The organism is Acinetobacter sp. N1-1, from assembly GCF_056711485.1.
The window spans coordinates 102,596-125,093 of sequence record NZ_JBWXUO010000012.1; the positions used below are offsets into that span (position 1 = coordinate 102,596).

At 36.9% G+C, this 22,498-nt stretch carries 25 protein-coding genes and 1 riboswitch; of the genes, 9 read left to right on the top strand and 16 right to left on the bottom strand.

The features are described from left to right. Window positions 1-2,004, top strand: a complete 2,004-nt coding sequence (locus tag AC1MPL_RS00725) for a MacB family efflux pump subunit (protein ID WP_479763440.1) — start codon at window positions 1-3, stop codon at window positions 2,002-2,004. 3 nt (window positions 2,005-2,007) lie between these two features. Beyond that, window positions 2,008-3,414: an efflux transporter outer membrane subunit gene (locus tag AC1MPL_RS00730; protein ID WP_479763441.1), complete on the top strand. Its 1,407-nt coding sequence runs from the start codon at window positions 2,008-2,010 to the stop codon at window positions 3,412-3,414. Window positions 3,415-3,459: 45 nt separating this feature from the next. Here the strand turns inward: AC1MPL_RS00730 and AC1MPL_RS00735 are convergent, their stop codons facing one another. The 8 genes from AC1MPL_RS00735 to orn all read right to left on the bottom strand — a co-directional run bounded on the left by AC1MPL_RS00735 (window position 3,460) and on the right by orn (window position 11,023). Then, window positions 3,460-4,257, bottom strand: a complete 798-nt coding sequence (locus AC1MPL_RS00735; protein ID WP_479763443.1) for an enoyl-ACP reductase FabI — start codon at window positions 4,255-4,257, stop codon at window positions 3,460-3,462. Between the two features lie 160 nt (window positions 4,258-4,417). Then, window positions 4,418-5,149: a Bax inhibitor-1/YccA family protein gene (locus AC1MPL_RS00740; RefSeq protein ID WP_479763445.1), complete on the bottom strand. Its 732-nt coding sequence runs from the start codon at window positions 5,147-5,149 to the stop codon at window positions 4,418-4,420. 101 nt (window positions 5,150-5,250) lie between these two features. Further along, window positions 5,251-6,132 carry a metallophosphoesterase gene (locus AC1MPL_RS00745; protein ID WP_479763446.1) on the bottom strand — a complete coding sequence of 294 codons (882 nt, stop codon included), beginning with the start codon at window positions 6,130-6,132 and terminating at the stop codon, window positions 5,251-5,253. 3 nt (window positions 6,133-6,135) lie between these two features. Further along, window positions 6,136-6,960, bottom strand: a complete 825-nt coding sequence (locus AC1MPL_RS00750; RefSeq protein WP_479763448.1) for a carbohydrate ABC transporter permease — start codon at window positions 6,958-6,960, stop codon at window positions 6,136-6,138. Then, window positions 6,960-7,865 carry a carbohydrate ABC transporter permease gene (locus tag AC1MPL_RS00755; protein ID WP_479763449.1) on the bottom strand — a complete coding sequence of 302 codons (906 nt, stop codon included), beginning with the start codon at window positions 7,863-7,865 and terminating at the stop codon, window positions 6,960-6,962. Before AC1MPL_RS00755 ends, AC1MPL_RS00750 begins: the two co-directional genes overlap by 1 nt. 9 nt (window positions 7,866-7,874) lie before the next feature. Further along, the gene (locus tag AC1MPL_RS00760; protein WP_479763451.1) at window positions 7,875-9,143 is read right to left on the bottom strand and encodes an ABC transporter substrate-binding protein; all 1,269 of its coding nucleotides are present in this window, start codon (window positions 9,141-9,143) and stop codon (window positions 7,875-7,877) included. Continuing rightward, the gene (locus tag AC1MPL_RS00765; protein WP_479763453.1) at window positions 9,140-10,252 is read right to left on the bottom strand and encodes an ABC transporter ATP-binding protein; all 1,113 of its coding nucleotides are present in this window, start codon (window positions 10,250-10,252) and stop codon (window positions 9,140-9,142) included. The genes AC1MPL_RS00760 and AC1MPL_RS00765 overlap by 4 nt, the downstream gene beginning before the upstream one ends. Window positions 10,253-10,465: 213 nt before the next feature. Then, a complete protein-coding gene (gene orn, locus AC1MPL_RS00770) occupies window positions 10,466-11,023 on the bottom strand; it encodes an oligoribonuclease (protein WP_023272991.1) in 558 nt (185 codons plus the stop codon). Between the two features lie 117 nt (window positions 11,024-11,140). Between orn and rsgA the strand changes: the two genes are divergently transcribed. The 6 genes from rsgA to AC1MPL_RS00800 all read left to right on the top strand — a co-directional run bounded on the left by rsgA (window position 11,141) and on the right by AC1MPL_RS00800 (window position 15,437). Beyond that, window positions 11,141-12,199 carry a ribosome small subunit-dependent GTPase A gene (gene rsgA / locus AC1MPL_RS00775; RefSeq protein ID WP_479763455.1) on the top strand — a complete coding sequence of 353 codons (1,059 nt, stop codon included), beginning with the start codon at window positions 11,141-11,143 and terminating at the stop codon, window positions 12,197-12,199. 93 nt (window positions 12,200-12,292) lie between these two features. After that, entirely contained in the window at window positions 12,293-12,700 is a 408-nt protein-coding gene (locus AC1MPL_RS00780) for a rhodanese-like domain-containing protein (RefSeq protein WP_479763457.1), read from the top strand. Between the two features lie 15 nt (window positions 12,701-12,715). Continuing rightward, a complete protein-coding gene (grxC, locus tag AC1MPL_RS00785) occupies window positions 12,716-12,973 on the top strand; it encodes a glutaredoxin 3 (protein WP_155756750.1) in 258 nt (85 codons plus the stop codon). Between the two features lie 35 nt (window positions 12,974-13,008). Beyond that, window positions 13,009-13,467 carry a protein-export chaperone SecB gene (gene secB / locus AC1MPL_RS00790; protein ID WP_479763459.1) on the top strand — a complete coding sequence of 153 codons (459 nt, stop codon included), beginning with the start codon at window positions 13,009-13,011 and terminating at the stop codon, window positions 13,465-13,467. Between the two features lie 268 nt (window positions 13,468-13,735). Beyond that, window positions 13,736-15,040 (top strand): ABC1 kinase family protein, encoded by a 1,305-nt coding sequence (locus AC1MPL_RS00795; RefSeq protein WP_479763461.1) that lies wholly within the window; start codon window positions 13,736-13,738, stop codon window positions 15,038-15,040. A gap of 61 nt (window positions 15,041-15,101) precedes the next feature. Then, entirely contained in the window at window positions 15,102-15,437 is a 336-nt protein-coding gene (locus tag AC1MPL_RS00800; protein WP_479763463.1) for a HopJ type III effector protein, read from the top strand. Between the two features lie 48 nt (window positions 15,438-15,485). Here AC1MPL_RS00800 and crcB read toward each other — a convergent pair whose 3' ends face one another. The 3 genes from crcB to AC1MPL_RS00815 all read right to left on the bottom strand — a co-directional run bounded on the left by crcB (window position 15,486) and on the right by AC1MPL_RS00815 (window position 17,853). Continuing rightward, window positions 15,486-15,866, bottom strand: coding sequence for a fluoride efflux transporter CrcB (gene crcB, locus AC1MPL_RS00805; RefSeq protein WP_479763464.1), 381 nt, complete (start codon window positions 15,864-15,866; stop codon window positions 15,486-15,488). 66 nt (window positions 15,867-15,932) lie between these two features. Continuing rightward, window positions 15,933-16,001: riboswitch (Fluoride riboswitch) on the bottom strand. 32 nt (window positions 16,002-16,033) lie between these two features. After that, a complete protein-coding gene (locus AC1MPL_RS00810) occupies window positions 16,034-17,227 on the bottom strand; it encodes a TIGR03862 family flavoprotein (RefSeq protein ID WP_479763466.1) in 1,194 nt (397 codons plus the stop codon). Further along, window positions 17,224-17,853: a class I SAM-dependent methyltransferase gene (locus AC1MPL_RS00815; RefSeq protein WP_479763467.1), complete on the bottom strand. Its 630-nt coding sequence runs from the start codon at window positions 17,851-17,853 to the stop codon at window positions 17,224-17,226. Before AC1MPL_RS00815 ends, AC1MPL_RS00810 begins: the two co-directional genes overlap by 4 nt. A gap of 88 nt (window positions 17,854-17,941) precedes the next feature. On the opposite strand from AC1MPL_RS00815, the gene AC1MPL_RS00820 reads away from it, so the two are divergent. Next, window positions 17,942-18,124: a DNA gyrase inhibitor YacG gene (locus AC1MPL_RS00820; protein WP_479763469.1), complete on the top strand. Its 183-nt coding sequence runs from the start codon at window positions 17,942-17,944 to the stop codon at window positions 18,122-18,124. A 6-nt stretch (window positions 18,125-18,130) separates the two neighbouring features. Here AC1MPL_RS00820 and AC1MPL_RS00825 read toward each other — a convergent pair whose 3' ends face one another. The 5 genes from AC1MPL_RS00825 to AC1MPL_RS00845 form a co-directional block, all read right to left on the bottom strand. Then, entirely contained in the window at window positions 18,131-18,775 is a 645-nt protein-coding gene (locus AC1MPL_RS00825) for an MBL fold metallo-hydrolase (protein ID WP_479763471.1), read from the bottom strand. A gap of 16 nt (window positions 18,776-18,791) precedes the next feature. Beyond that, the gene (hemH, locus tag AC1MPL_RS00830) at window positions 18,792-19,808 is read right to left on the bottom strand and encodes a ferrochelatase (protein WP_479763473.1); all 1,017 of its coding nucleotides are present in this window, start codon (window positions 19,806-19,808) and stop codon (window positions 18,792-18,794) included. A gap of 127 nt (window positions 19,809-19,935) precedes the next feature. Continuing rightward, complete coding sequence (locus tag AC1MPL_RS00835; RefSeq protein ID WP_479763475.1) at window positions 19,936-20,919, bottom strand: DUF4062 domain-containing protein; 984 nt, start codon at window positions 20,917-20,919, stop codon at window positions 19,936-19,938. 33 nt (window positions 20,920-20,952) lie between these two features. Then, window positions 20,953-21,798, bottom strand: a complete 846-nt coding sequence (murI, locus tag AC1MPL_RS00840) for a glutamate racemase (RefSeq protein WP_479763477.1) — start codon at window positions 21,796-21,798, stop codon at window positions 20,953-20,955. 65 nt (window positions 21,799-21,863) lie between these two features. After that, entirely contained in the window at window positions 21,864-22,475 is a 612-nt protein-coding gene (locus tag AC1MPL_RS00845) for a DUF1285 domain-containing protein (RefSeq protein ID WP_479763479.1), read from the bottom strand. Window positions 22,476-22,498: the final 23 nt, after the last annotated feature.

The window sequence follows — 22,498 nt, forward strand, 5'->3', positions numbered from 1 at the left end:
ATGACAAAGCAAGTATTGCTTGAGGTCAAAAACCTTGTTCGTGAATTTCCCGCAGGTGAGTCGACTATTCAAGTTTTAAAAAATATTAACCTAAAAATTCATGAGGGTGAATTCATTGCTATTGTGGGGCAATCAGGCTCAGGAAAATCCACTCTCATGAATATTCTTGGCTGTTTAGATCAACCAACAAACGGCACATATACCATAAGAGGGCGAGAAACAGGCAGTTTAACACCAGATAATTTAGCGCAACTACGTAGAGAATATTTTGGCTTTATTTTTCAACGCTATCAGCTTCTAAATGACCTAACTGCAAAAGAAAATGTAGAAGTTCCTGCCATTTATGCAGGTGTTGAAACAACTGAAAGACAAAAACGTGCTAAAGACCTACTCTCTGCACTTGGCTTAGAAGAAAAGTTAGGAAATAAACCGAATCAACTCTCTGGTGGACAACAACAGCGTGTTTCTATTGCACGCGCACTTATGAATGGCGGCGATGTTATTCTTGCCGATGAGCCAACAGGTGCGCTCGACTCTGCGAGTGGCTTAGAAGTCATACGTATTTTACGAGAGTTAAATGCATCAGGTCATACAGTAATTTTAGTCACCCACGATATGGAGGTCGCTAAAAATGCAACGCGCATTATTGAGATCAAAGATGGTCGAATTATTAATGACCAAGCCAATACACCATCTCATCAAGATATAACGACAACTAAAGTAACCAAACACCCAGAGCAAACAACCGTACTTACCCATAATGAAGATAAAAGTACAAAATCTTCAGCTTTATTTTCTATATTAGACCGTTTGAATGAAGCATTTCATATGGCACTCATTGCAATGAATGCTCATCGAATTCGTACATTTCTCACTATGCTTGGCATTATTATTGGTATTGCCTCCGTGGTAACGGTTGTTGCTCTTGGTAAAGGTTCACAAGAACAAATTTTAAAAGATATTAGTAGTTTAGGCACAAATACTATCACTATTTTTCAAGGTAAAAGTTTTGGTGATAACTCTAAATTCGCCAATGTAAAAACACTCATTCCAGATGATGCCAATGCACTTGAAACTCAGCCCTATGTAAGTGCTGCTAGCCCTGTTGTGAATACCTCTAAAACACTGAGGTTTGAAGAAACTGAAGCAACTGCAAGCATTAATGGTGTCAATGAGGACTTCTTTTTAGTAAAAGGTTTAAAATTTACAGAAGGTCAAAGTTTTGATAACGCAAGTGTTCACTCACGCTCGCAAGATGTTGTCATCGACACTAATACACAACAGAAGTTTTTTGGCCACCTAAATAGTCCGATTGGACAAGTCATCCTATTAGGTAGCGTACCTGCACGTATCATTGGAGTTGTTGAATCACAAAATACAGCCATGGCATCAAGTGACACATTAAATGTCTACATGCCTTATACGACTGTAATGAGCCGTATGCTTGGACAAACCAATGTGCGCAATATTATTGTGCTTGTGAATGATAAATATTCTACAAATGCCGCAGATAATGCAATTGTAAATTTACTTTCACTACGTCATGGCACACAAGACATCTATACTATGAATAGCGATAGTATTCGGCAAACTATTGAAAAAACAACAAATACCATGACTTTACTCGTTTCTGCAATTGCTGTTATTTCTTTAATAGTAGGTGGAATTGGTGTAATGAATATTATGCTCGTTTCTGTGACAGAACGTACCCAAGAAATTGGTGTACGAATGGCTGTAGGTGCTCGCCAAGGCGATATTTTGCAACAATTTTTAATTGAAGCTGTTTTAGTTTGCTTACTTGGTGGCGTATTGGGTATTTTTCTGTCTATTGGGTTAGGTCAGCTTATTACACATGTTGCAAATGGTGCATTTACCCTATCTTATTCGACAATATCTATTGTTGCAGCCTTCATCTGTTCTACACTTATTGGTATTGTATTTGGCTTCTTGCCCGCAAAGAATGCAGCCAAATTAGATCCTGTCGCTGCACTTGCAAGAGAGTAAATAATGAATATCTATATTAGAAAAACGCTTATTCCAATTTCAGTCTGTGCTTTCGTACTAAGTGGTTGTAGTGCATTTATTAAAACACCTTACCAAGCACCTCAAGTCAACATTCCTACAACATTTCAAAAAAGTCAGCCCAATAATAAGCAAATTTCTATAGACACCTATGCAGATTGTTGGTGGACTTTATTTGGGGACAAAAACTTAGACCAACTTGTACAACAGGTACTTACTCGAAATAATAACTTTGCTGTTGCAGGACTTACCCTAAAACAAGCACGCTTAAAGGCAGGCCTAGCAGAAAACAAACAAGGATTTCGTGTTAATGCATCTACATCTGTAGGTCATACCATCAATCTAAATAATGGTAGTGAACAATCTCAAGGCATATCTATAAATACAGGTGTAAGTTATCAAATTGACCTTTTTGGGCAACTTGCAAGACAAACTGAAAGTTCAAAATGGGAAGCTTTGGCAACCGAACAAGACTTACAAGCAACAGCTCAAGCACTTGTTGCAACAACAGCTAAACTTTATTGGCAACTTGCTTACTTACATGAAAGCAAAACAACGGCAGAAGAAAGTTTAAATAACTCTCAAAAACTTTATAAACTTGTACATATACAATATACCTCAGGCGCTGTTTCCGATGTCGATTTAACTCAGGCAGCACAAGCTGTACAAAGCCAACAGGCCAATTTAAGCCGTATTGCACAAAGTCTTGTAGAAACACGTACGGCAATTGCCGTTTTACTCCATGTTCCTGTACAGCAGTTAGATATTACAGAGCCATCTCATCTGCCCGAAGTTCATCTGCCTCAAATATCTTCTGGTTTACCTGCAGATATTCTATCAAGAAGACCAGATTTAAAAGCAGCTGAATTAAGATTGCGTGAAACTTTAGCCAATAAAGATGCTGTCAAAGCCAGTTTTTATCCTGCAATTAATCTAACAAGTGGATTAGGTGCAAGTAGTACATCTCTTACACAGATTATAAAAAATCCTGCCCTAACTTTAGGGGCAAATTTAAGCTTACCTTTCATACAATATAATGATATGAAAAAGAGTCTTGCTGTAAGCCAGCTTGACTATGAAAAAGCCATTTTGCAGTATCGCCAAACGCTCTACCAAGCATTTGCAGATGTTGAAAATGCACTATCTAACCGTACAGAAATTGATTATCAAGTGACAGCCCAAGCCGAAAATGTAGCCCTATCACAAAAAGCTGAACGACTTGTATTTATACAATATAAATATGGTGCTGTGGCATTAAAAAACCTTTTAGATCAGCAAGAAAACTTGCGCACTGCTCAATTGAGCTTAGTCAATACCAAACAGAGCCAATACAATGCTTATGTCACACTCATGCAAGCATTAGGTGGTAGTCCAATCACACAGCTACCATAAATAAAAAAGGCGACTTAATAGTCGCCTTTTTTACATGAATAATAATTATTCGTCATCCATAATTGCTGGGCTCATACCTACTGTATTGAAGCCTGCATCTACATACATAATTTCACCAGTAATACCTGATGCCCATGGAGAACATAGGAATAATGCAGCATTACCCACTTCTTCAATCGTTACATTGCGTTTAAGTGGTGAAATTTTTTCGTTTGCATCAAGCATTTTACGGAAAGATTTGATACCTGAAGCCGCAAGTGTACGAATTGGACCTGCTGAAATTGCATTTACGCGAATACCGTCCTGACCTAGGCTAGATGCCAAGTAACGAACACCCGCTTCTAAAGATGCTTTTGCCATACCCATAACATTGTAGTTCGGCATTACACGCTCAGAACCCTGATACGTCAATGTTAATAAGCAACCTTGACGTGCTTGTAAAAGTGGTTTGGCAGCACGTGCCATTGCAACAAAGCTATATGCGCTAATATCATGTGCAACTTTAAAACCTTCACGATCAGTCACATCTGTAAAGTCACCATCTAAAGTATGCGCAGGTGCAAAACCAATTGAGTGAACAACCCCATCTAAACCATCCCAATGTTTTGCTAGTTCAGAAAAAGCAGTTTCAATTTCTGCATCCACAGCCACATCACAAGGGAATACAAGTGTAGAGCCAAACTTTTCAGCAAACTCATCAACACGTTTTTTAAGCTTTTCATTTGGATATGTGAATGCTAACTCTGCCCCTTCACGGTGTAATGCTTGTGCAATACCATATGCAATAGATAACTTGCTTGCTACACCAGCGATTAAAAAACGCTTACCTGTTAATAGTGCCATTTTATATTCTCTCGTTAAAATCTATTCCTGAAATAATGCCTATTTTGGACATTTTTAGAAATTGCATAAAGCATCTTTTTTCATTTTTTTGGTCTTTTCATATAAAAAGTCGCCTTTGTACTTACAAAGACGACCTCATCAAATTATTTAGAAGAATGAATTAGTCATTCGACAAAATACCAATTAAACGTAAGAATGAAATATACATCCATACCAATGTTGCAAGTAATGAAATTGCACATGTCCATTCAAATGACTGTGGTGCACGTTGCGCCGCTGCATTTTCAATTAAATCAAAATCTAAAATAAGATTTAATGATGCAATTACTGCAACAAATGCAGCAAAACCTATGCCTAACCAGTTACTTTGGAAAACATATGGAATAGATGAGCTAAAAATAAGCCCCATAACCATTTGTACAACAAATACCAGTGCAATTGCTAAAGTTGCAGACATCACAACAGCTTTAAACTTTTCAGTCGCACGAATAATTTGAAACTTATACAAACCAAATAACGCAAGTGTCGTTACAAATGTTGCAAGCAATGCTTGTAACGGCGCACCCGGATACTTCATTTGAAAAACAAATGAAACGCCACCTAAAAAAGCACCTTCAAATAATGCATAAGGTACTGCAAGCATTGGGGCTGTATTGGGTTTAAACACTGTAACTAATGCAAGAATCATTGCACCAATCGCACCGACCAAACTTGCTGCACCCGCAATAGCAGTATTCATTGTAAGTGCACAATAAAAGAAAATGGCTAACCCGACTGCTGCTGCAATACCTGTTAGAAGAACTGACTTACCAATAGTCCCTTGAATGGTCATTGGCTTTTGATAATCGGCGTAAGTTTCAACGCGCGTTAAAATAGGATTATTACTTTGCATTGTTTCGCTCTAATTTCTAAAGATTATTGAGATATACGTACTAGTTTAATGCTTTTCAAGGCATCATCATATATTGCATCATGTGTTTTTGTAACTTCATTTTATTTTTTTATAAGATAATGTCTTTCTATAGACAATTCACCGTCTTTAGATATTTCTAAAATAATTAACGGTGCAATATAAGGGTCTGCCACAATACCAGGTACAGTATAAAAAAGAGTTTCACCCAATACATATTGAGCACCACAATGATTATGACCATTGAGGCTCACTTTTGCCCCATACTTATGTAATAGTGCAATGACCTCTTCACAATTCCATAAATTATGCGCATTCAAGTTTGGGTCTAAAGCATAATGTCCAACCACAACAGCCTGCTGTTGCGCTTGTTGGGCTTCAATCAGTTGCTCTTCTAACCATTCAAGTTGACTCGGACTTAAAGCACCATTCCAAGACTTTGCATATTGCTTTTTTTCTTGAGCTAAATGACTTAACTGTAATTTTGCATTTAAATATTCTTGCGCATTTGAATGATACGCATGCAAACTCCGATCATTACCATCAATCATAATTAAACGAAAGTGGGCTAAAGACCATGAATGATAACGAATAGGGACATGGTAATTAGGATCTACTTTAAATTGTGAGAACATCGCTGTTGCATCATGATTGCCTAAAACAAACAAATGAGGATGACATAGATCCTCATAAGGTTTTAGAACAGCAGGATAATCATGCCATGCACGATCGACAATATCACCCAATGTAACAACTAAATCTAATGATTGCTGATTCAGAAAGTGCATGACTTTCGTCATTTTATTGAGCGTTGCTCGAAAGTAGCAACGCTCCTCTAAATCATCTTCTAAGTTTGCATATTGTGGGTCTGCCAAAAATGCAATCCGAAATTTATCTTCATGTTTTAAGCTAAATTCTGGATAGTTTAATAGCTTCTCTAAAATAGCCTCATCAGAAGATTGCATTATTTATCGAATTCCTGCACGCATAAATGATTGTACAAACTGCTTTTGGAAGAAAATAAATAGTACAAGTAATGGTAAAGATGTCATGAGTGTCGCAGCACTTACCAATGCCCATTGAACACCCTGCTCAGGTGCAGAAAATAATTGTAAGCCAACCGTTAGTGGTCGCACATCTACAGAGTCTGTAATCACAAGCGGCCATAAAAAGTCATTCCAGTGAAAACTTACCGATACCAAGATAAAAGCAACGTATACAGGGAATGCAAGTGGTACATAAATTTTCCATAAGATTCCCCAATGGCTTGCACCTTCAATCATTGCAGCCTCTTCTAAAACAACAGGAATACTTTTAAAAGTTTGGCGCAATAAGAAGATAGCAAACGCAGAGCAGAAATATGGAAGTGCAATACCAACCAATGTATTACGCAGACCTAAAGAACCTATCGTTTGGTAATTCTGTAAAATAAGTACATCAGGGCTAATCATAAGCTGCAATAAAATCAGCGAAAATAACAACCCTTTTCCCTTTAAAGGAAATCGAACCAAAGCATAAGCAGCCAAAGTCGCAAGTACAAGTTGTACACAAACAATTAAAATAACCAACAGCGAGGTATTTAAAAAGTATTTTGCAAAAGGTGCTGTATGCCATGCTTGAATAAAATTATTTACAGTTATAGGCGAAAATAAAATAAATTGCCCTTGTAACTCAGCAGGATGAAATGCTGTCCATACTGCCAATAGTAGAGGTAATAGCCACAATAATGCACCACCCCAAACGAGCGTCCAAAGAATAGATGGAACAACCTTATCTTTAAAGAAATTTGGCATTATTGGTACCATGTCTTTTTATCTAAGAAATAAAACTTTAGCCATGCCAAAGTTCCCAACATCACCAACAAAACAATTGTCATTGCAGATGCAGATGCTGTATCCCAATAGCTAAATGCCGTTTGATAAATATAAAACAACAATAGCGTTGTGCTGTTATCTGGCCCACCATTGGTCATTGCAATAATGACATCTGCTAAACGAAAAGCATTTAATGTTGCATTAATTAAAATAAAAATGGTGGTTGGCATAAGTAAAGGCCACTGTACTTTCCAAAAGAAATGAGAGGCTGATGCACCTTCTACCCTTGCTGCTTCATATAACTTTGCATCTTGCTGTTGTAATGCGGCAAGATAAAAAATCATAAAGAATCCAGCTTCTCTCCATACAGTTACAGCCATTAAGCTGTAAAGCGAAACATGTGGATCACCTAACCAGTTAACAGAAGAAAAACCCAAACTATTTAACCAGTGATTAAGTACGCCAGTTTGTGGGCTATAAAAAAACAACCATAGATTTGCAATCGCAATCATTGGCAACAATGATGGTAAAAAGAATGCACTCCGCAATAATCCTCGCCCCTTACAAGGACGATTCACTGCCAGTGCCATAAGTAATGCCAAGCCACAAGATAATGGAATCGTGATTAGTGCATAAAATAATGTATTTTTCACAGATTGAATAAATACAGGATCTTGCATAATACTTTGATAGTTTTGAAGCCCTGCAAATTTAGCAGGACCTCCCCCATGACCAGCAAACAAACTTTGCCAAAATGTTGCAATGACTGGATAGTGCGTAAATACAACTAAGAAAACCAACGCAGGCAATAGCAACAAATACCCATACACTTGCTTTGACAATATACTTGGTCGCATTGTTACAGCAGGACTTGCTCCAGACATTTTAACCTCTTACTGGTAAGGCTTTAATAAACGATCTGCTTGCGACTGTGCACTCTTCAATGCATTATCTGCCGAATCACGACCTGTTACCGTTGCTTCGATTGCACGATTAAGTAACTCTTTAACTTGCAAACTACGATAGGTAGAAAGTTCAGGTTGTGAATATTTCAATTGCTCACGTGCAACCAATGCTTGTGGATATTGTTTCGCATATGCTTGCATAGATTTGGTTTCCCATGCAGCAGGTGATGTTGCGATGTATCCTGTTGCAATACTCCAACGTGCTGCTTGCTCAGGTTCAGACAACCAACGAACAAGTTTTAATGCTGCTTTTTGTTGATCTGGTGTCATCCCACTAAACATATAAAGACTACCACCACCTGTTGGACTACCACGTTGTGTCTTCTCAGGAATCATTCCTACCCCAAATGGAAACTTCGCTTTTTGACGAACTTCGCCCAAGTTTCCAGTAGAAATAAACATCATTGCAGTTTTACCATTAATGAAGTCTTGTGGTGTGGTGCTGTCTGTAATTACACCTTTTGGAGAAACATTATATTTCACAGATAAATCATGTAAAAAGTTTAAAGCTTCTACAGTTTTAGGCGTGTAATATGTAACGGCTGTGCCCTTACCATTGTCTAGATGGCCACCATTTGACGCAACAAATGCTTGATATGGCCAATACCCATTTGGTGTATTTGAAGGAACTTCAACCCCCCATTGAGTCACTGTATTCCCTTGACGAATCGTCAGTTTTTTAGCGTAATCGACTAGCTCTTGCCAATTTTGTGGTGGATGCTCAGGATTCAAACCTGCTTTTTTAAATGCTTCTTTATTCCAATACATCACATTGGTAGAACGCTGAAAAGGAACACTCCATACTTTTCCATCAATATGACGAATAAAAGCAGGATAAAAATGACTTAACCACTTTTGTCCTTCAGGATCATTTTTCACTAAATCAGAAACAGGAATAATTGCACCTGCATCTTTTAAAGAGTAAACCTCAATATCTCCCATTACAGCAAGTTGTGGTGCATTATGCCCACGATATGCAGTTAATGCTTTCGTTACCGTTGTAACATAATCGCCTGTGTAAATAGGATTAATTTTAATATCTGGATTTTGCTTCATGAAATCATTTACAAGACCTTCAATTGTACCCTGTACTTTTCCACCAACAACAATTGGATAGTACATTTGCAAAGTGACTGGTGCTGCAAAACTTGCCGAGCCTACTGCCAATAACAACATTGCTCCAAGACGCTTAATCATGAAACTTTCTCCTGAGATGATAATGAGATATTTGTATTTTGTTCTAAATGTTTTAAGTGATAGCGCTTTAACGCTTTTCCTGTGAAAATATATTGGGCATCTTTATCCCAATCTAGACCAACTGTTTGACCTACCGAATATTGATGTAGCCCAGTAAGTTTGACTGTAATTTGACTTTGAGGCTGGGCATCAAGTTCACACAATAAAAGTGTATCTGCACCCAAATACTCATAACTAACAACTGTTGCCGTCATTTTTCCTTGCGTTGCAGAAATTATTCTGACAGCCTCTGCACGAAGTCCCATGGAAATATCTTTTGCATCAATATGTGAAATAAATGCTTTTCCACCAATACCATAGCCATGACTGACTGAATTTAATGGAAAGATGTTCATGGCAGGTGCGCCAATAAACTGTGCAACAAAACCATTGCATGGATCATTGTATAACTCTGTTGGATGACCAATTTGTTCGATATGTCCACTGTTCATCAGTACAATACGATCAGCCATTGTCATTGCTTCAGTCTGGTCGTGAGTTACATAAATTAAGGTTAAACCTAATTTTTGTTGGAGTTCTCTAATTTCTCTACGCATAGTTTGACGTAGTCTTGCATCTAAGTTAGATAAAGGTTCATCCATTAAACATAATGGTCTTTTAGAAATAACAGCTCGACCCAAGGCAACACGTTGTTGTTGTCCACCTGAAAGCTGTGCAGGCAAACGATCTAATAATGCATCTAACTCTAATAATTTTGCGGTTTCACTTAGTCTTTTTTCAAAAGTAGATTTATCTTCTTTTCTTGCTTTTAAACCAAATAGTAAATTTTCACGAATTGTTAAATGTGGGAATAATGCATAAGATTGAAAGACCATAGATAAATGACGATCTGCAGGCCCTAAATGACTTACGTTTTTCTCTTTTAATAATATCTCACCTGCATCAGCATATTCTAGACCTGCAATTGTTCTAAGTAGTGTTGTTTTACCGCAACCCGATGGACCAAGTAATGCAATAAATTCACCAGCCTGAACCTGAAAACTAATTTCATCTAGCGCAACTTTATCGCCCCAGCTTTTTTTAATTCTATTTAAGGTTAGGTGAGTCATAATTAATCTAAACTATTCTTATTAAAGAGCAATAAGAATGAATAAATAAAAAGACATTTTTATGACAGAAAAATGACCTTTTTATGATAATTAATAATCATCGCTAAAATAAAAACTGATATTATTAAAACCTAAATATTAAAAAAATTATGTTATAAAAAAAATGCCCTTAATATAATTAAGAGCATTTTAAATCTGATTATTTAAATAAAATTAATCATCATTGGTAATAAAAAAGTATTCACGATAATATTTTAATTCACGAATTGAATCACGAATATCATCTAATGCTAAATGAGAAGCTTCTTTTTTAAGACCACTCATAATTTCAGGACGCCAGCGTTTTGCAAGCTCTTTCACAGAAGATACATCTAAATTACGATAATGAAAGAACTGCTCAAGCTCAGGCATTAAACGATGCATAAATCGACGGTCTTGGCAAATCGAATTTCCACACATTGGCGAAGATTTTGGTGAAACCCACTTCTTTAAAAATGCAATAGTTTGCTCTTCTGCATCGCGTACCGTCAATTGACTACGGCGCACACGTCCAATCAACCCAGATTGCCCATGTTGACGTGTATTCCACTCATCCATGCCATTTAAAATTTGGTCAGACTGATGAATTGCCAATACAGGCCCTTCAGCAAGCACATTTAAATTATCATCAGTTACAATAGTTGCAATTTCAATAATCTTATCATTATCAGTATCTAAACCCGTCATTTCGAGGTCAATCCAAATTAACCGTGTATCTACTGTGCTGCTCATGAAATCAGTTCTTATTCACTTAAAACATGAATAGTAGCAAATTTATTGCTTCTTGGCTGTAATTGAACCGTGCTTCATGCTATTTTTGCCATCTCTTAACTGGTTTTTAATATGTGAATGGCTCTTATCCGTAAACGTCGTTTGACAGAGCAACAAAAGCGTCGAATTCAAAAACAACATCAATCTCGTCAAGATGAAATTGATACCTCCAATGATCTTGAAGGATTAGTCGTACAGCACTATGGTCGACAACTTGAAGTTAAAGCATTGTCTGTTCCTGAAAATCATCCTGAAAAGCCAATTGTCATTTCAGGAGAGCCTGAACCATTTTGGAAACCCATCGAAATGGGCAGTGTTTGGCGTTGCCATACACGTACCAACTTAGAGTTACTGGTTACTGGCGACCGTGTAAAGTGGCAAGCCGACCCTAATACAGGCTTGGGTATTATTACTGCAATTCATGACCGCACTTCATTACTTACACGCCCTGACCGATATCATAAAGTAAAGCCCGTCGCCGCCAATATTAGCCTTATTGTTATTGTATTTGCACCGCTTCCTGAGCCTGCACCTATGCTTATAGATCGCTACTTAGTGGCTTGTGAAGATGCAAATATTCCTACACTCTTAGTGTTAAATAAAGTTGACTTAATTAAAGAAAATGATTCAATTCATACGCTAGTCGATGAATATAAAGCGCTTGGCTATGAAATTATGCTTACACAGTCCGATGGCGATTTAGAACCACTTAAAACGCGCCTAGATGGTGAAACTGTTGCATTTGTTGGTCAATCAGGTGTCGGTAAAAGCTCGCTTATCAATACCATTGTTCCCAATGCATCACAAAAAACCAATATCATTTCCGAGAACTCTGCACTAGGGCAACACACCACAACCTCCACACGCTTAATTAGTTTTGGTGAAAATGGGGCACTGATCGACTCTCCAGGCATTCGCGAATTTGGATTATGGCACCTTACAGAAAATGCGGTATATCATGGTTTTCCTGAAATATCACCGCTCATTGGGTCATGCCAATTTAGAAACTGCACGCATAAAAATGCAAAAAACTGCGCACTCGAAAAAGCGGCTCAAACAGGTGAAATCCTACCAAGACGCTTAGAAAGTTTCTTACGTTTATGCGATGAAATTCAGACAGCAAACCAAAAAACTTAATTTTCTTAACAATTACCCTTGAACTGCGCTTTTTGATCACTATTAATATAAGCTATACTCTAGCTCAATTTTTGATGGTTAATAAGGTGATTTGTGGAACGTTGGTTCGAATTCATGGGGCATCACCCCTTTTTATTTGGTCTGCTTGCGGTTCTTATCGTACTGTTTTTCGTAATTGAAGGAAAACGCAATGGCCGCAAAATTTCCCCACAATCCCTTGGTATTTTGGTGAAAGCACAAAATGCAATGCTGATTGATTTAAGAGATGCGAAAGACTATCGAGAAGGTCATATTAGTGGTAGCCGCAATATTCCATACAGCAACTTAGCAAATCATACTGAAGAACTACAAACAGCAGGCCGACCGCTTGTTTTTATTTGTAATCTTGGTCAAGTTGCAGGCAGTGCAATTGCACAAGTGGGATATGCCGACAGCTACCGCTTAGATGGTGGTATCTCAAATTGGAAAGCTCAAGGCTTACCATTAATTAAAGCAAAATAACGTTTAGCGAGAAGCATTATGGCAAATGTCGTCATTTATTCTACAACAGTATGTCCTTACTGCGTTCGTGCAAAACAACTTCTAGAACGCAAAGGGATTTCATATAAAGAAGTTAACCTTTCAAATGAAGCACCAGATGTACGTATTGAGCTGATGCAACGTACAAATCACCGTACAGTGCCACAAATTTTTATTAACGATCAATTCATTGGTGGATTTGATCAGCTTTATGCATTAGATCGCGAAAGCAAACTTGATGAATTAATTGATTAATTAATTAGTTCTATACATTAAAGAAGGATTTAATAATGAGTGAAGAAAAACAACCGCAATTAGCTTTGGAACGCCTTTATACAAAAGACGTTTCTTTTGAGGTTCCTGGGGCACATGTTTTTACAAAAGAATGGCAACCTGAGTTAAATATTAACTTATCTTCAAATGCAGATAAAGTTGATCCGACTCACTTTGAAGTTGCTTTAAAAGTTGTTGTAGAAGCAAAAAATGCAGGTGAAACTGCATTTATCGTTGATATTACACAAGCAGGTGTATTCCTTGTAGATGGTATCGAAGAAGATCGTTTACCATATATTTTAGGTGCTTACTGCCCAAATATTTTATTCCCATTCTTACGCGAAGCGGTAAATGATTTAGTAACAAAAGGAAGTTTCCCTCAGTTACTACTTACCCCAATCAACTTTGATGCTGAGTTTGAAGCAAATTTACAGCGTGCTCAAATGGAAGCTGCTGAAGCTGAAGGTAAAGCATAAGTATTATGAGAGTAGATTAATACTTAATTAATCTACTCTTTAATAATTTAAATATATAAAAATTCATATTTATATTATTCAAAACGAATACCTACCGTATAAAATAAATAAACTCAAAAACTTTCTTTTATTATCAAATATACGTTCAATCTTAGAAAGCTACACATCAATCACATACTTAATATTAAAAAATAACAATTATCTGGCACAACTCTTATATAAACGTCGTTATTATCAAATGAAGCATTTCTCATAGGCGAAATAGCACATGGCACAGTTAGTCAATTCTCCAAGTAAACGTTTTTTTAAACTTGCAAGTATGACCGCCAATATTGCAACCAAAACAGTTTCCAACTCTATTCGCAGTTTTACCGCAGACGAACAACACAAAGACCAAGCTAGACAAAAGCTTTTTCAAGATATTGGGATTCAAATTGCAGATACACTTGGAGAAATGAAAGGTGCAGTAATGAAAGTTGGACAGATTGCATCACAATATAAAGATATTTTTCCAGTAGAAGTATCTAAAGCAATCGAAAAACTACAATGCCAAGCCCCTCCTATGTCATTTAATGACATTAAAGTACAAATTGAAAAAGAGCTAAAACAACCACTAAATGAAACATTCTCATCTTTTGAAGAAACTCCTTTTGCTGCTGCTTCTATTGGACAAGTTCACAAAGCACAGCTTAAAACTGGTGAGCATGTTGTCGTAAAAATTCAGTATCCTGGTGTAGATGAAGCCTGTGAAAGTGATCTAAAGCAAATTCGCTTAGCTCTAAAAATGATGGGATTATTAAAAATTGATAAAAAACTTCAAGATAAACTTTTTAGTGAAATTCAGGAAAGTCTAGCGAATGAACTTAACTACGAAATAGAGGCTCAAAATTTAGAGATTGCTCGTTCATTTCACCAGACTATCGACCCCCAAGTTATTATCCCAAAAGTATTTAAAGCCTACTCTACTCGTCATTTATTAACACTTAGCCTTGAAGCAGGGCATGATATTTCAACAGCAAGTACTTGGAGTCAAGACCTTAGAAATACTTTAGGCAGACGACTTGTGAAAGCCATAGGGCAAGAAATTTTTCACTTAAAGCGCTTTCATTGTGACCCTCACCCTGGGAACTTTGCATTTCGAGAAAACGGTGATGTTATCGTATATGATTACGGCGGTGTAAAGGTTATTTCTTCTTATGTGATTCAACAATTTAAAGACCTTATTCAAGCCTCTCGTAATGGCAATATTCCTCAATTAGAAACAGCTTTATTCGATTTGCAAGCTCTAACAGAAAAAGATAAATTCCCTGCGAGCTTATACCATGAATGGCTTGAAGTGTTACTTAGACCACTTACTCAACAGTACAATTTTAAAGAAAATTCAGCTCACCATGACAGTGTGGAATTGGCAAAAAAATCTTTAAAATATTGGGATTTATTTAAACCGTCACCCGATACTCTTATGATTAATCGAACAATTTCAGGTCATTATTGGAATATGATCCATTTACAAGTCAATGATAATTTAAGTGATCTCTTTGAAGAAATTATTCCTAGTCAACATAAGAACTAAGTATTTGTATATAATGCCATTTGTTGTACGATAAAGCTTTATCACTTATATTGGACAGAAAATGGCACAGCATCTATTAGCACAATTAAATGCAAATACAATTAAATTTATAGATGTGATTTCTTACATTGACCGTCACTACACACATACCCCAACAGCTTTCGTCAATGGTGCTCAGAAAAACCAAGCAACGGAAAACCAAGGTAGTGCAAAAGTCCTTTCATTTGCAAAATTACACGGCCTAAATGAACAAGAAACACTTCAACTATTTGCAGAACACTATGCAAAAGTTCAAGCAACGCCAAATGAAGAAGACCACCAAAATATTCGCCAGTTCATGAAAACAGGATGGCAAGGTGTTTCTTTTGATGCAGATGTACTTCAGCCAAAAGCTTAAAACATGCGTTTCCGATATGCTTTTAAGCATATCGGAAATAACTGGTATTTAAGCACCATGCCACCATTGAAAAACAGCCATTCCTGCCATCGTACATAACAATGCACCAATCACATGAATAGAAATGACCAACATGGCAGTAGAAATTCGTCCTTGCTGTAATAAAGTGACAACTTCTAAAGAAAAAGTGGAAAAGGTAGTTAGACCACCACAAAAACCTGTAATCACAAATAATTTATAATTTTGGCTGAGCTGACTTTGTGCAAAAAATGCGATAGCAAAGCCAATAATAAACCCACCTATCAAATTTACAGCAACCGTCCCCATTGGAATATTGGGATGTAGACTATTCATTTTTAGTCCCACCCACCATCTAGACCAACCACCTAAAATTGAGCCTAAAGCAATTGCAGCTAATGAATAATACATATACTTGTCCTATTTCTGGTTTTATATGAACAGAGTGCGCATACCTACGTACCCTGTATTTATCAAGATTACGTAGGCATCATTAGCCATATTGGCGGTTTTTATTAAAAGGAAGATGCCATTTCCTATATGCTGGATAACTATATAAAGATAATTTCAGAAAAATTTCAATTATTTTTGCATAAAAATAAGTGAGCACCTTTTCCTGCTATACGCCCTGTTGCAAAACAAGCTGTAAGTAAGTAACCACCTGTTGGTGCATCCCAATCAAGCATTTCTCCACAGCAGAAAATACCTGATTGAGAGTTTAACTCTAGCATTGGTGACAATACATTTTCTTTCACCCCACCTGCACAGCTAATAGCTTCTTCTATCGGTCGAAAACCTTGAATAGAAATTTCTAGATTTTTAATGTGGTATGCCATCTTTTCAGACTGCTGCCAAAAATCTTTCTCAACTATTTCACGCAATAATGCAATTTTTGCCTGATCTAATCCTACTTTCCGCCAAATATTCGCAAGTGATTGCTTTTTATTTTGACATAGTTTCAATACCAACTCACCTTCTGAAAGATGAGGCAATAAATCTAAATAGAGTGTCTTTGATACACGTAATGTACGATTGAGACGGTAGATCACACCACTTTCAAAACCGTAATGTGTAATCACAATATCACCATCTACTTTATGTTGAGATGATGTCCATGCCTGAATACGCTTTAATGGCTGACCAAAAATAGGTTCCATATACTTCGACCAAGAAAACTCAACCCCGACATTACTTGCGACAAAGGGTTTAATTTCTTGTTGCTGTAACCATTCCTGCCATCGACCATCACTCCCAAGTTTTGGCCAAGATACTGCACCACAAGCCAAGATAACTGCATCAAATACCTTTTCAGATTCGATGGTTTCTTTTGATGATGTATCGATATACCTTAGTTTTTTTTGTTCGATACCTGTACATTTATGCCGATAATGAAACTGAACACCTGTATTGGCTAACCTTTTCAACCATGCACGCAATAACGGCGCAGCCTTCATTTCTAATGGAAAGATACGCCCTGAACTTCCCACATAAGACGTTACACCTAAACCATCCATCCATGCACGTACCCACTGTGAATCAAACCGAGTAATCCACGGTTTCAACCATTCAGCTTGATCATAACGGTGAATAAATTTTGAAAGATCTTCTGCATGAGAGATATTTAGACCTGTTTTACCTGCCATTAAAAACTTTCTTGCAGCTGAAGGCATTTGTTCAAATACATGAATATCGTAGTCATATTGACTCAAAACTTCTGCTGCCATTAAACCAGCAGGCCCTGCACCTACAATTGCAACAGACTTTTTACTCATACATTACTCTGACCATTTAAAGGCTCAAAATCATCAAACCGTGTTTTGTATCCTTGTGGTTTACGAATAATGAGTTGCTGACATAACTCACCACGTTGTAAATATTTCACTTCAAAATGCGTTCTCGCAGAATCACTTGCAATGATTTGTTTTTCATATGGCAGTTGCCATAACTCTTTTAACTGTTGCTCTGCTTCTTCAATATAACTTTCAATATTACTTGCAAGTGTAATTGTGCCTTCATCTGCCAAACGAGAGATTAAAAACTCAAAAAATGGCATATTTAACCAACGCTGTGCAGAGTTATGAGGCTCAGGGTTTGGGTAAAGTAAAAAGAATTGTGTAACCTGTTTCGGATACAGTGCATGCGTCACCCATGGCAATGCATCTGCATGAATATCGACCAAATTTTTTATTGGGTGTAATTGTGCCTGTTTATGCATTGCATCGAATTTCTCACGAGTACGTTCAATGGCATAAAGGGTCTGTGTTGGATGCAAAGTACAAAATTGTAATGCATGTTTTCCTTTTCCTGCCCCAACTTCAACTACAATTGGTTTATTTTCAATAGGTTGAAATTGACGAGGGGCAATCATCCGCTGTGCCTGAAATTGACGAATTTGCATAATCAGATCAAACTAGTAAGAATTGGCATAAGTCTAACAAGCAGAAGACTTATTGCATACGTTTACTCTCATATTTGGATGTTTTTTTATGACACGCTCTATTCCATGTCCGCGCTGTGGTGAACCTGCGAAATGGCAAGACAATGCATTTCGTCCATTTTGCTCAGAACGCTGTAAGATGATTGATCTTGGCGCATGGGCAAATGAAACATACCGTTTACCAACTCAAGATGCACCGCAATCTGAACTATCAAAAGAAGAAGACTTCTAAACTCAACTAACCTGCTCTACCCGATAGAAAGGGATTAAATTTTTTCTCATGACCAATGGTACTCATCTCACCATGTCCTGGAATGAACTGCGTTTCATCAGGTAATGTAAAACATGTGCTATGAATGGAATCGATAAGTTGCTGATGGTTTCCTCTTGGAAAATCTGTACGGCCAATCGACTCTTTAAATAGCACATCACCTGCCCATAATAACTTATGTTCGGCATTGTAAAAAATAACATGCCCTGGTGTGTGACCCGGTGCAAATCTCACTTCAAACTGATGCTGACCAAGAGTGAGTATTTCATTCCCCTCAAGCCAAGTCGAGACATGAACAGGTTCAGGAATTGGAAAGCCATATTGTGCAGAAACATCTTGAAGCATATCTAACCAGAACTGATCTTCCTTATGTGGGCCAACTACAGGAATACCCCATACACGTGCAAGCTCACCAACTGCCCCTGCATGGTCAAGATGCCCATGTGTTAGCCATAATTGTTTAACCTGAATTCCAAGAGATTCAACCTCTTGTTGAATTCTTTGTGCATCGCCACCTGCATCTATAATAATTGCTTCTTTACTTTCACTGTCCCAAACAATTGAACAGTTTTGTGCAAATGGCGTCACAGGTACAATTTTAACTTGCAGCATGGGTATATCGCCTTATTTATTCGTATTGAGCCAATGTTACCTTGATCGCATCTAAATGGGCAGTCAACAATGTTTGAAAAAGTTTCAAATGCATTTCATCTGTATTCAATGCAGGAATATAAGCATAAGACTCTCCACCTGCTTTTTTGAAGTTTTCTGCATTTTCAACGGCTAGTTCTTCTAATGTTTCTAAACAATCTGCTGAAAAGGCTGGACTCATAATCTGAACAGATTTAACGCCACTCTTACCCCACTCATCTAACAACTCATCTGTATAAGGACGCACCCACTCTTGCGCACCGAAACGAGATTGGAAACTGATTGCCCAGTCACTGTCTTGTAACCCAAGTTCTTGTGCAACCAATTTAGCTGTTTTACGGCAACGTTCTGGGTATGGATCGCCTTTATCTGCAAATGGTTGTGGAATACCATGAAAAGACATTAAAAGTTTGTCGGCAGTGCCATGTTCTTTACGGAAATGTTTTACACTTTCTGCAAGCGCACGAATATATAATGGGTGCTGGTAATAATCACGAATAATACTAATACCTGGTAAATTACGCTGTTTTAATGCCCACTTTGAAAGCAAGTCATACTGCGGTGCGGTAGACGTTGCAGAATATTGCGGATAAAGTGGAAACAGTAAGATATGATCCGTTTTACTGCCATCTAAATCTTCAAGCAGTGCTTTCATACCTGGGTTACCATATGTCATGAGAGGCACAATATTTAGGTCAAACTCAGGATATTTTTCAGGTAACGATTTTTTTAAATAATCTGCTTGATCAAATAAGATTTCACGCATTGGCGAATCTTTCCACCAAATCGAAGCATAGGCTTCTGCTACACGCTTAGGACGGCGTGGTAACACAAAAAGGCGTAAAATAATTTGCCAAATCACTTTAGGAATTTCAACAACACGTTGATCAGATAAAAACTCTTTTAAATATCGGCTAACAGCAGGTGCAGTTGGTTCATCAGGTGTGCCGAGGTTAGCGAGAATTACTGTGACTTTTGGTTTATCTTGCTTCATTTTCACTCATACGCTCGAAATATTTTTATCTACTTTAACGGTTTTGAATTTTAAATAAAATAATATAGTTACTGGTTTTTTTTGCTAAAACTTATCGTTATTCACAATCATTCAATAAATTTATATTTTATATGTTCTTTTTCAAAATATTCTGAATATCTTTACTTACCTTCCAAAGTGTACGCTGTCTATGATCACGACCAACAGGCATAATCCAATGATTTTGTTTCACGTGGAGCTTAATTAAATATAAAGCACGCATATGAATTGCAGTATTTGTAATATGACTTAAATTTGGATTTTCTTTGCTCAATATTGACCATGTAACTTGGGTTAAATACTTATTTAAACACTGAGCAAATACTTCTTCGGTTTGAGGTTTTAAAAAAGAATGCCCTATGATTTGAATAATTTCCAACCATGTTAAGCACACTGTTCTTACAATCACTTCAAATGAATCATTTTCATACGCATAAACTTGATAGTCTAATGCAAAAATATCAGAGAGCTTTGCAGATTGATGCCCATGTATCAATTGATGCTGACTTTCAAAATGAAGTTCAAATTGTGCTACCTTACTTTTAAGACGTTTTATTTCATCTTGCAACAGTCTCGTATTATTATATGCACGCATCCAACCTTGGCTTGGATAACGGTTAGACATCATAGGTATATATTTTTTTACCTGTTCAACCAGATGATCTAATGAGTCATACTCAAATATATCTTTGACTTCTTGCTTAATTAACTCACAGAAATGATTAAACTTTTTATATTCCTCATCTAATAAATATGCATCATTCTCTTGTTCTGTATTTTTATGTATAAAAACCATCATCGGTTTTTGTCTTGCTAAGGCATATATATACTCTAGTTGCACATAACTCACACCAGAAGCCGACTGCTGACCATACCCATCACCAAGCAATAAAATAACATAATCACATTCATCTATTTGGCGACGTGCTAAAGTCGTTGTTATTTCACATCGTTTTTCTATTCCCCACACAAAATATCCCATTGCCACAAGTGTCTGACAAATCAGTCGATTTTCAACAGACATCTCCTCTCCAGAGGTTGAGATAAATATCTGGTATCGCTTATCGACCATATGTAAACTCAATTATTAACTACTGCTAAAAAATTAATCTGAAAAATAGCTTACTTTCCAATCAATATCTTTCGAAATTAAATGTTGTAACACTATTTGCATTTTAGATGTATATTCACCTGTAAAATAACAGGTCATTTGTGGTTTTTTTGTTGTTGGAACAACCTCATTCATTAAATGGTGATGCGAAAGCACATGGCTTAATTGTCTTGCCACAGCCTGTCCTGAATCGACCAATTCAAATTGTGATGGAAAAATATGTTCAATACTATTTTTTAAGAAGGGATAATGAGTACAACCTAAAACCAATTGATCCGCCTTTATATCTACTGCAGGCTGTAGAATTTCTTTTAGTAAGATATGCATTTTAGGGCTATTTTGCTGACCTGCCTCTACAAGCGGAACTAAATCTAAAGAGGTAATTGGTAGGACAGTTACCCCTAAAGGTTCAGCAAAATGCAACATCACATCTTTAATTAATTTACCACGAAAGGTTGCAGGTGTCGCAAGGACAGCTACTACCTTACTCCTCGTATTTAAAACAGCAGGTTTTAGGGCTGGAACTAAACCTATAATTGGAAAATCACTACCATAGTATTCTCGCAAATAATCTAGGCTAAATGCTGATGCGGTATTACAAGCAACAACAACAGCCTTACACCCCTGTTTGTACAACCAATCTACAGCTTGCGCTGTTAAATGACGAATATCGTCATCTTCCCGTGCGCCATAGGGCACATGTGCAGTGTCTGCAAGGTATTTTATATGTTCATGTGGCAAATGTTTTAAAATGTCATTTACAATAGATAACCCACCTACCCCTGAATCAAATACACCTATCGGTGCTTCAGCAGATGCCTTTTTTCGGTTCATTTGCATATGTAATGTGACTCATTCATAGGATCATTTATTTTTAAATTTCATTGTCATGTAAATGTTAAACCTCAAGTCATTAAATGCAAGCGAAAATCTCCACTTTGAATAATAAGCTCAGTGTGTCCTTGTTCATTTTCTCTTAATTCACCAGCATCAATCAGATGAAAGAATGCAGATCGCTGAATTAAAGCATATAAGCCATATCTAATATAAATATATGGGCGTACTTCATCTTCAAAAGCTTTCATAACAATACTATTTTTTTCATTTAAAATGACAATATCATCATCTGTTGTATATGCATAAATCCACGTTTTGTCATTCTCGATAACTTGCTCAATCCGATTCACAAAAAGTGGGGCATCTTCAACTTGAATTTCTACTTTTTCAGCAGGTGTTTTAAGATAATATTTATCTTCTTCTTTGCATAAAATATGCGAAAACAACTGAATCATAGATGCTCGCTGAATTGGTACACCTTCATGCCACCATGTACCATTTGCACGAATACATAAATCCATTTTTCCACAACTTTGAGGATTCCATTGATCTAATGGTGGAATTTGTTTTTTCTGTAAAACCTGCTCTGCATTTACACTTTGTAAAATTGAATCTAAACTTTTATTCTTTAAATTTGACTGTTTTTTATACATACTCAGAGAAATATCATCTTTTCCCATCGCTTTTATCCCCCATTTGACAG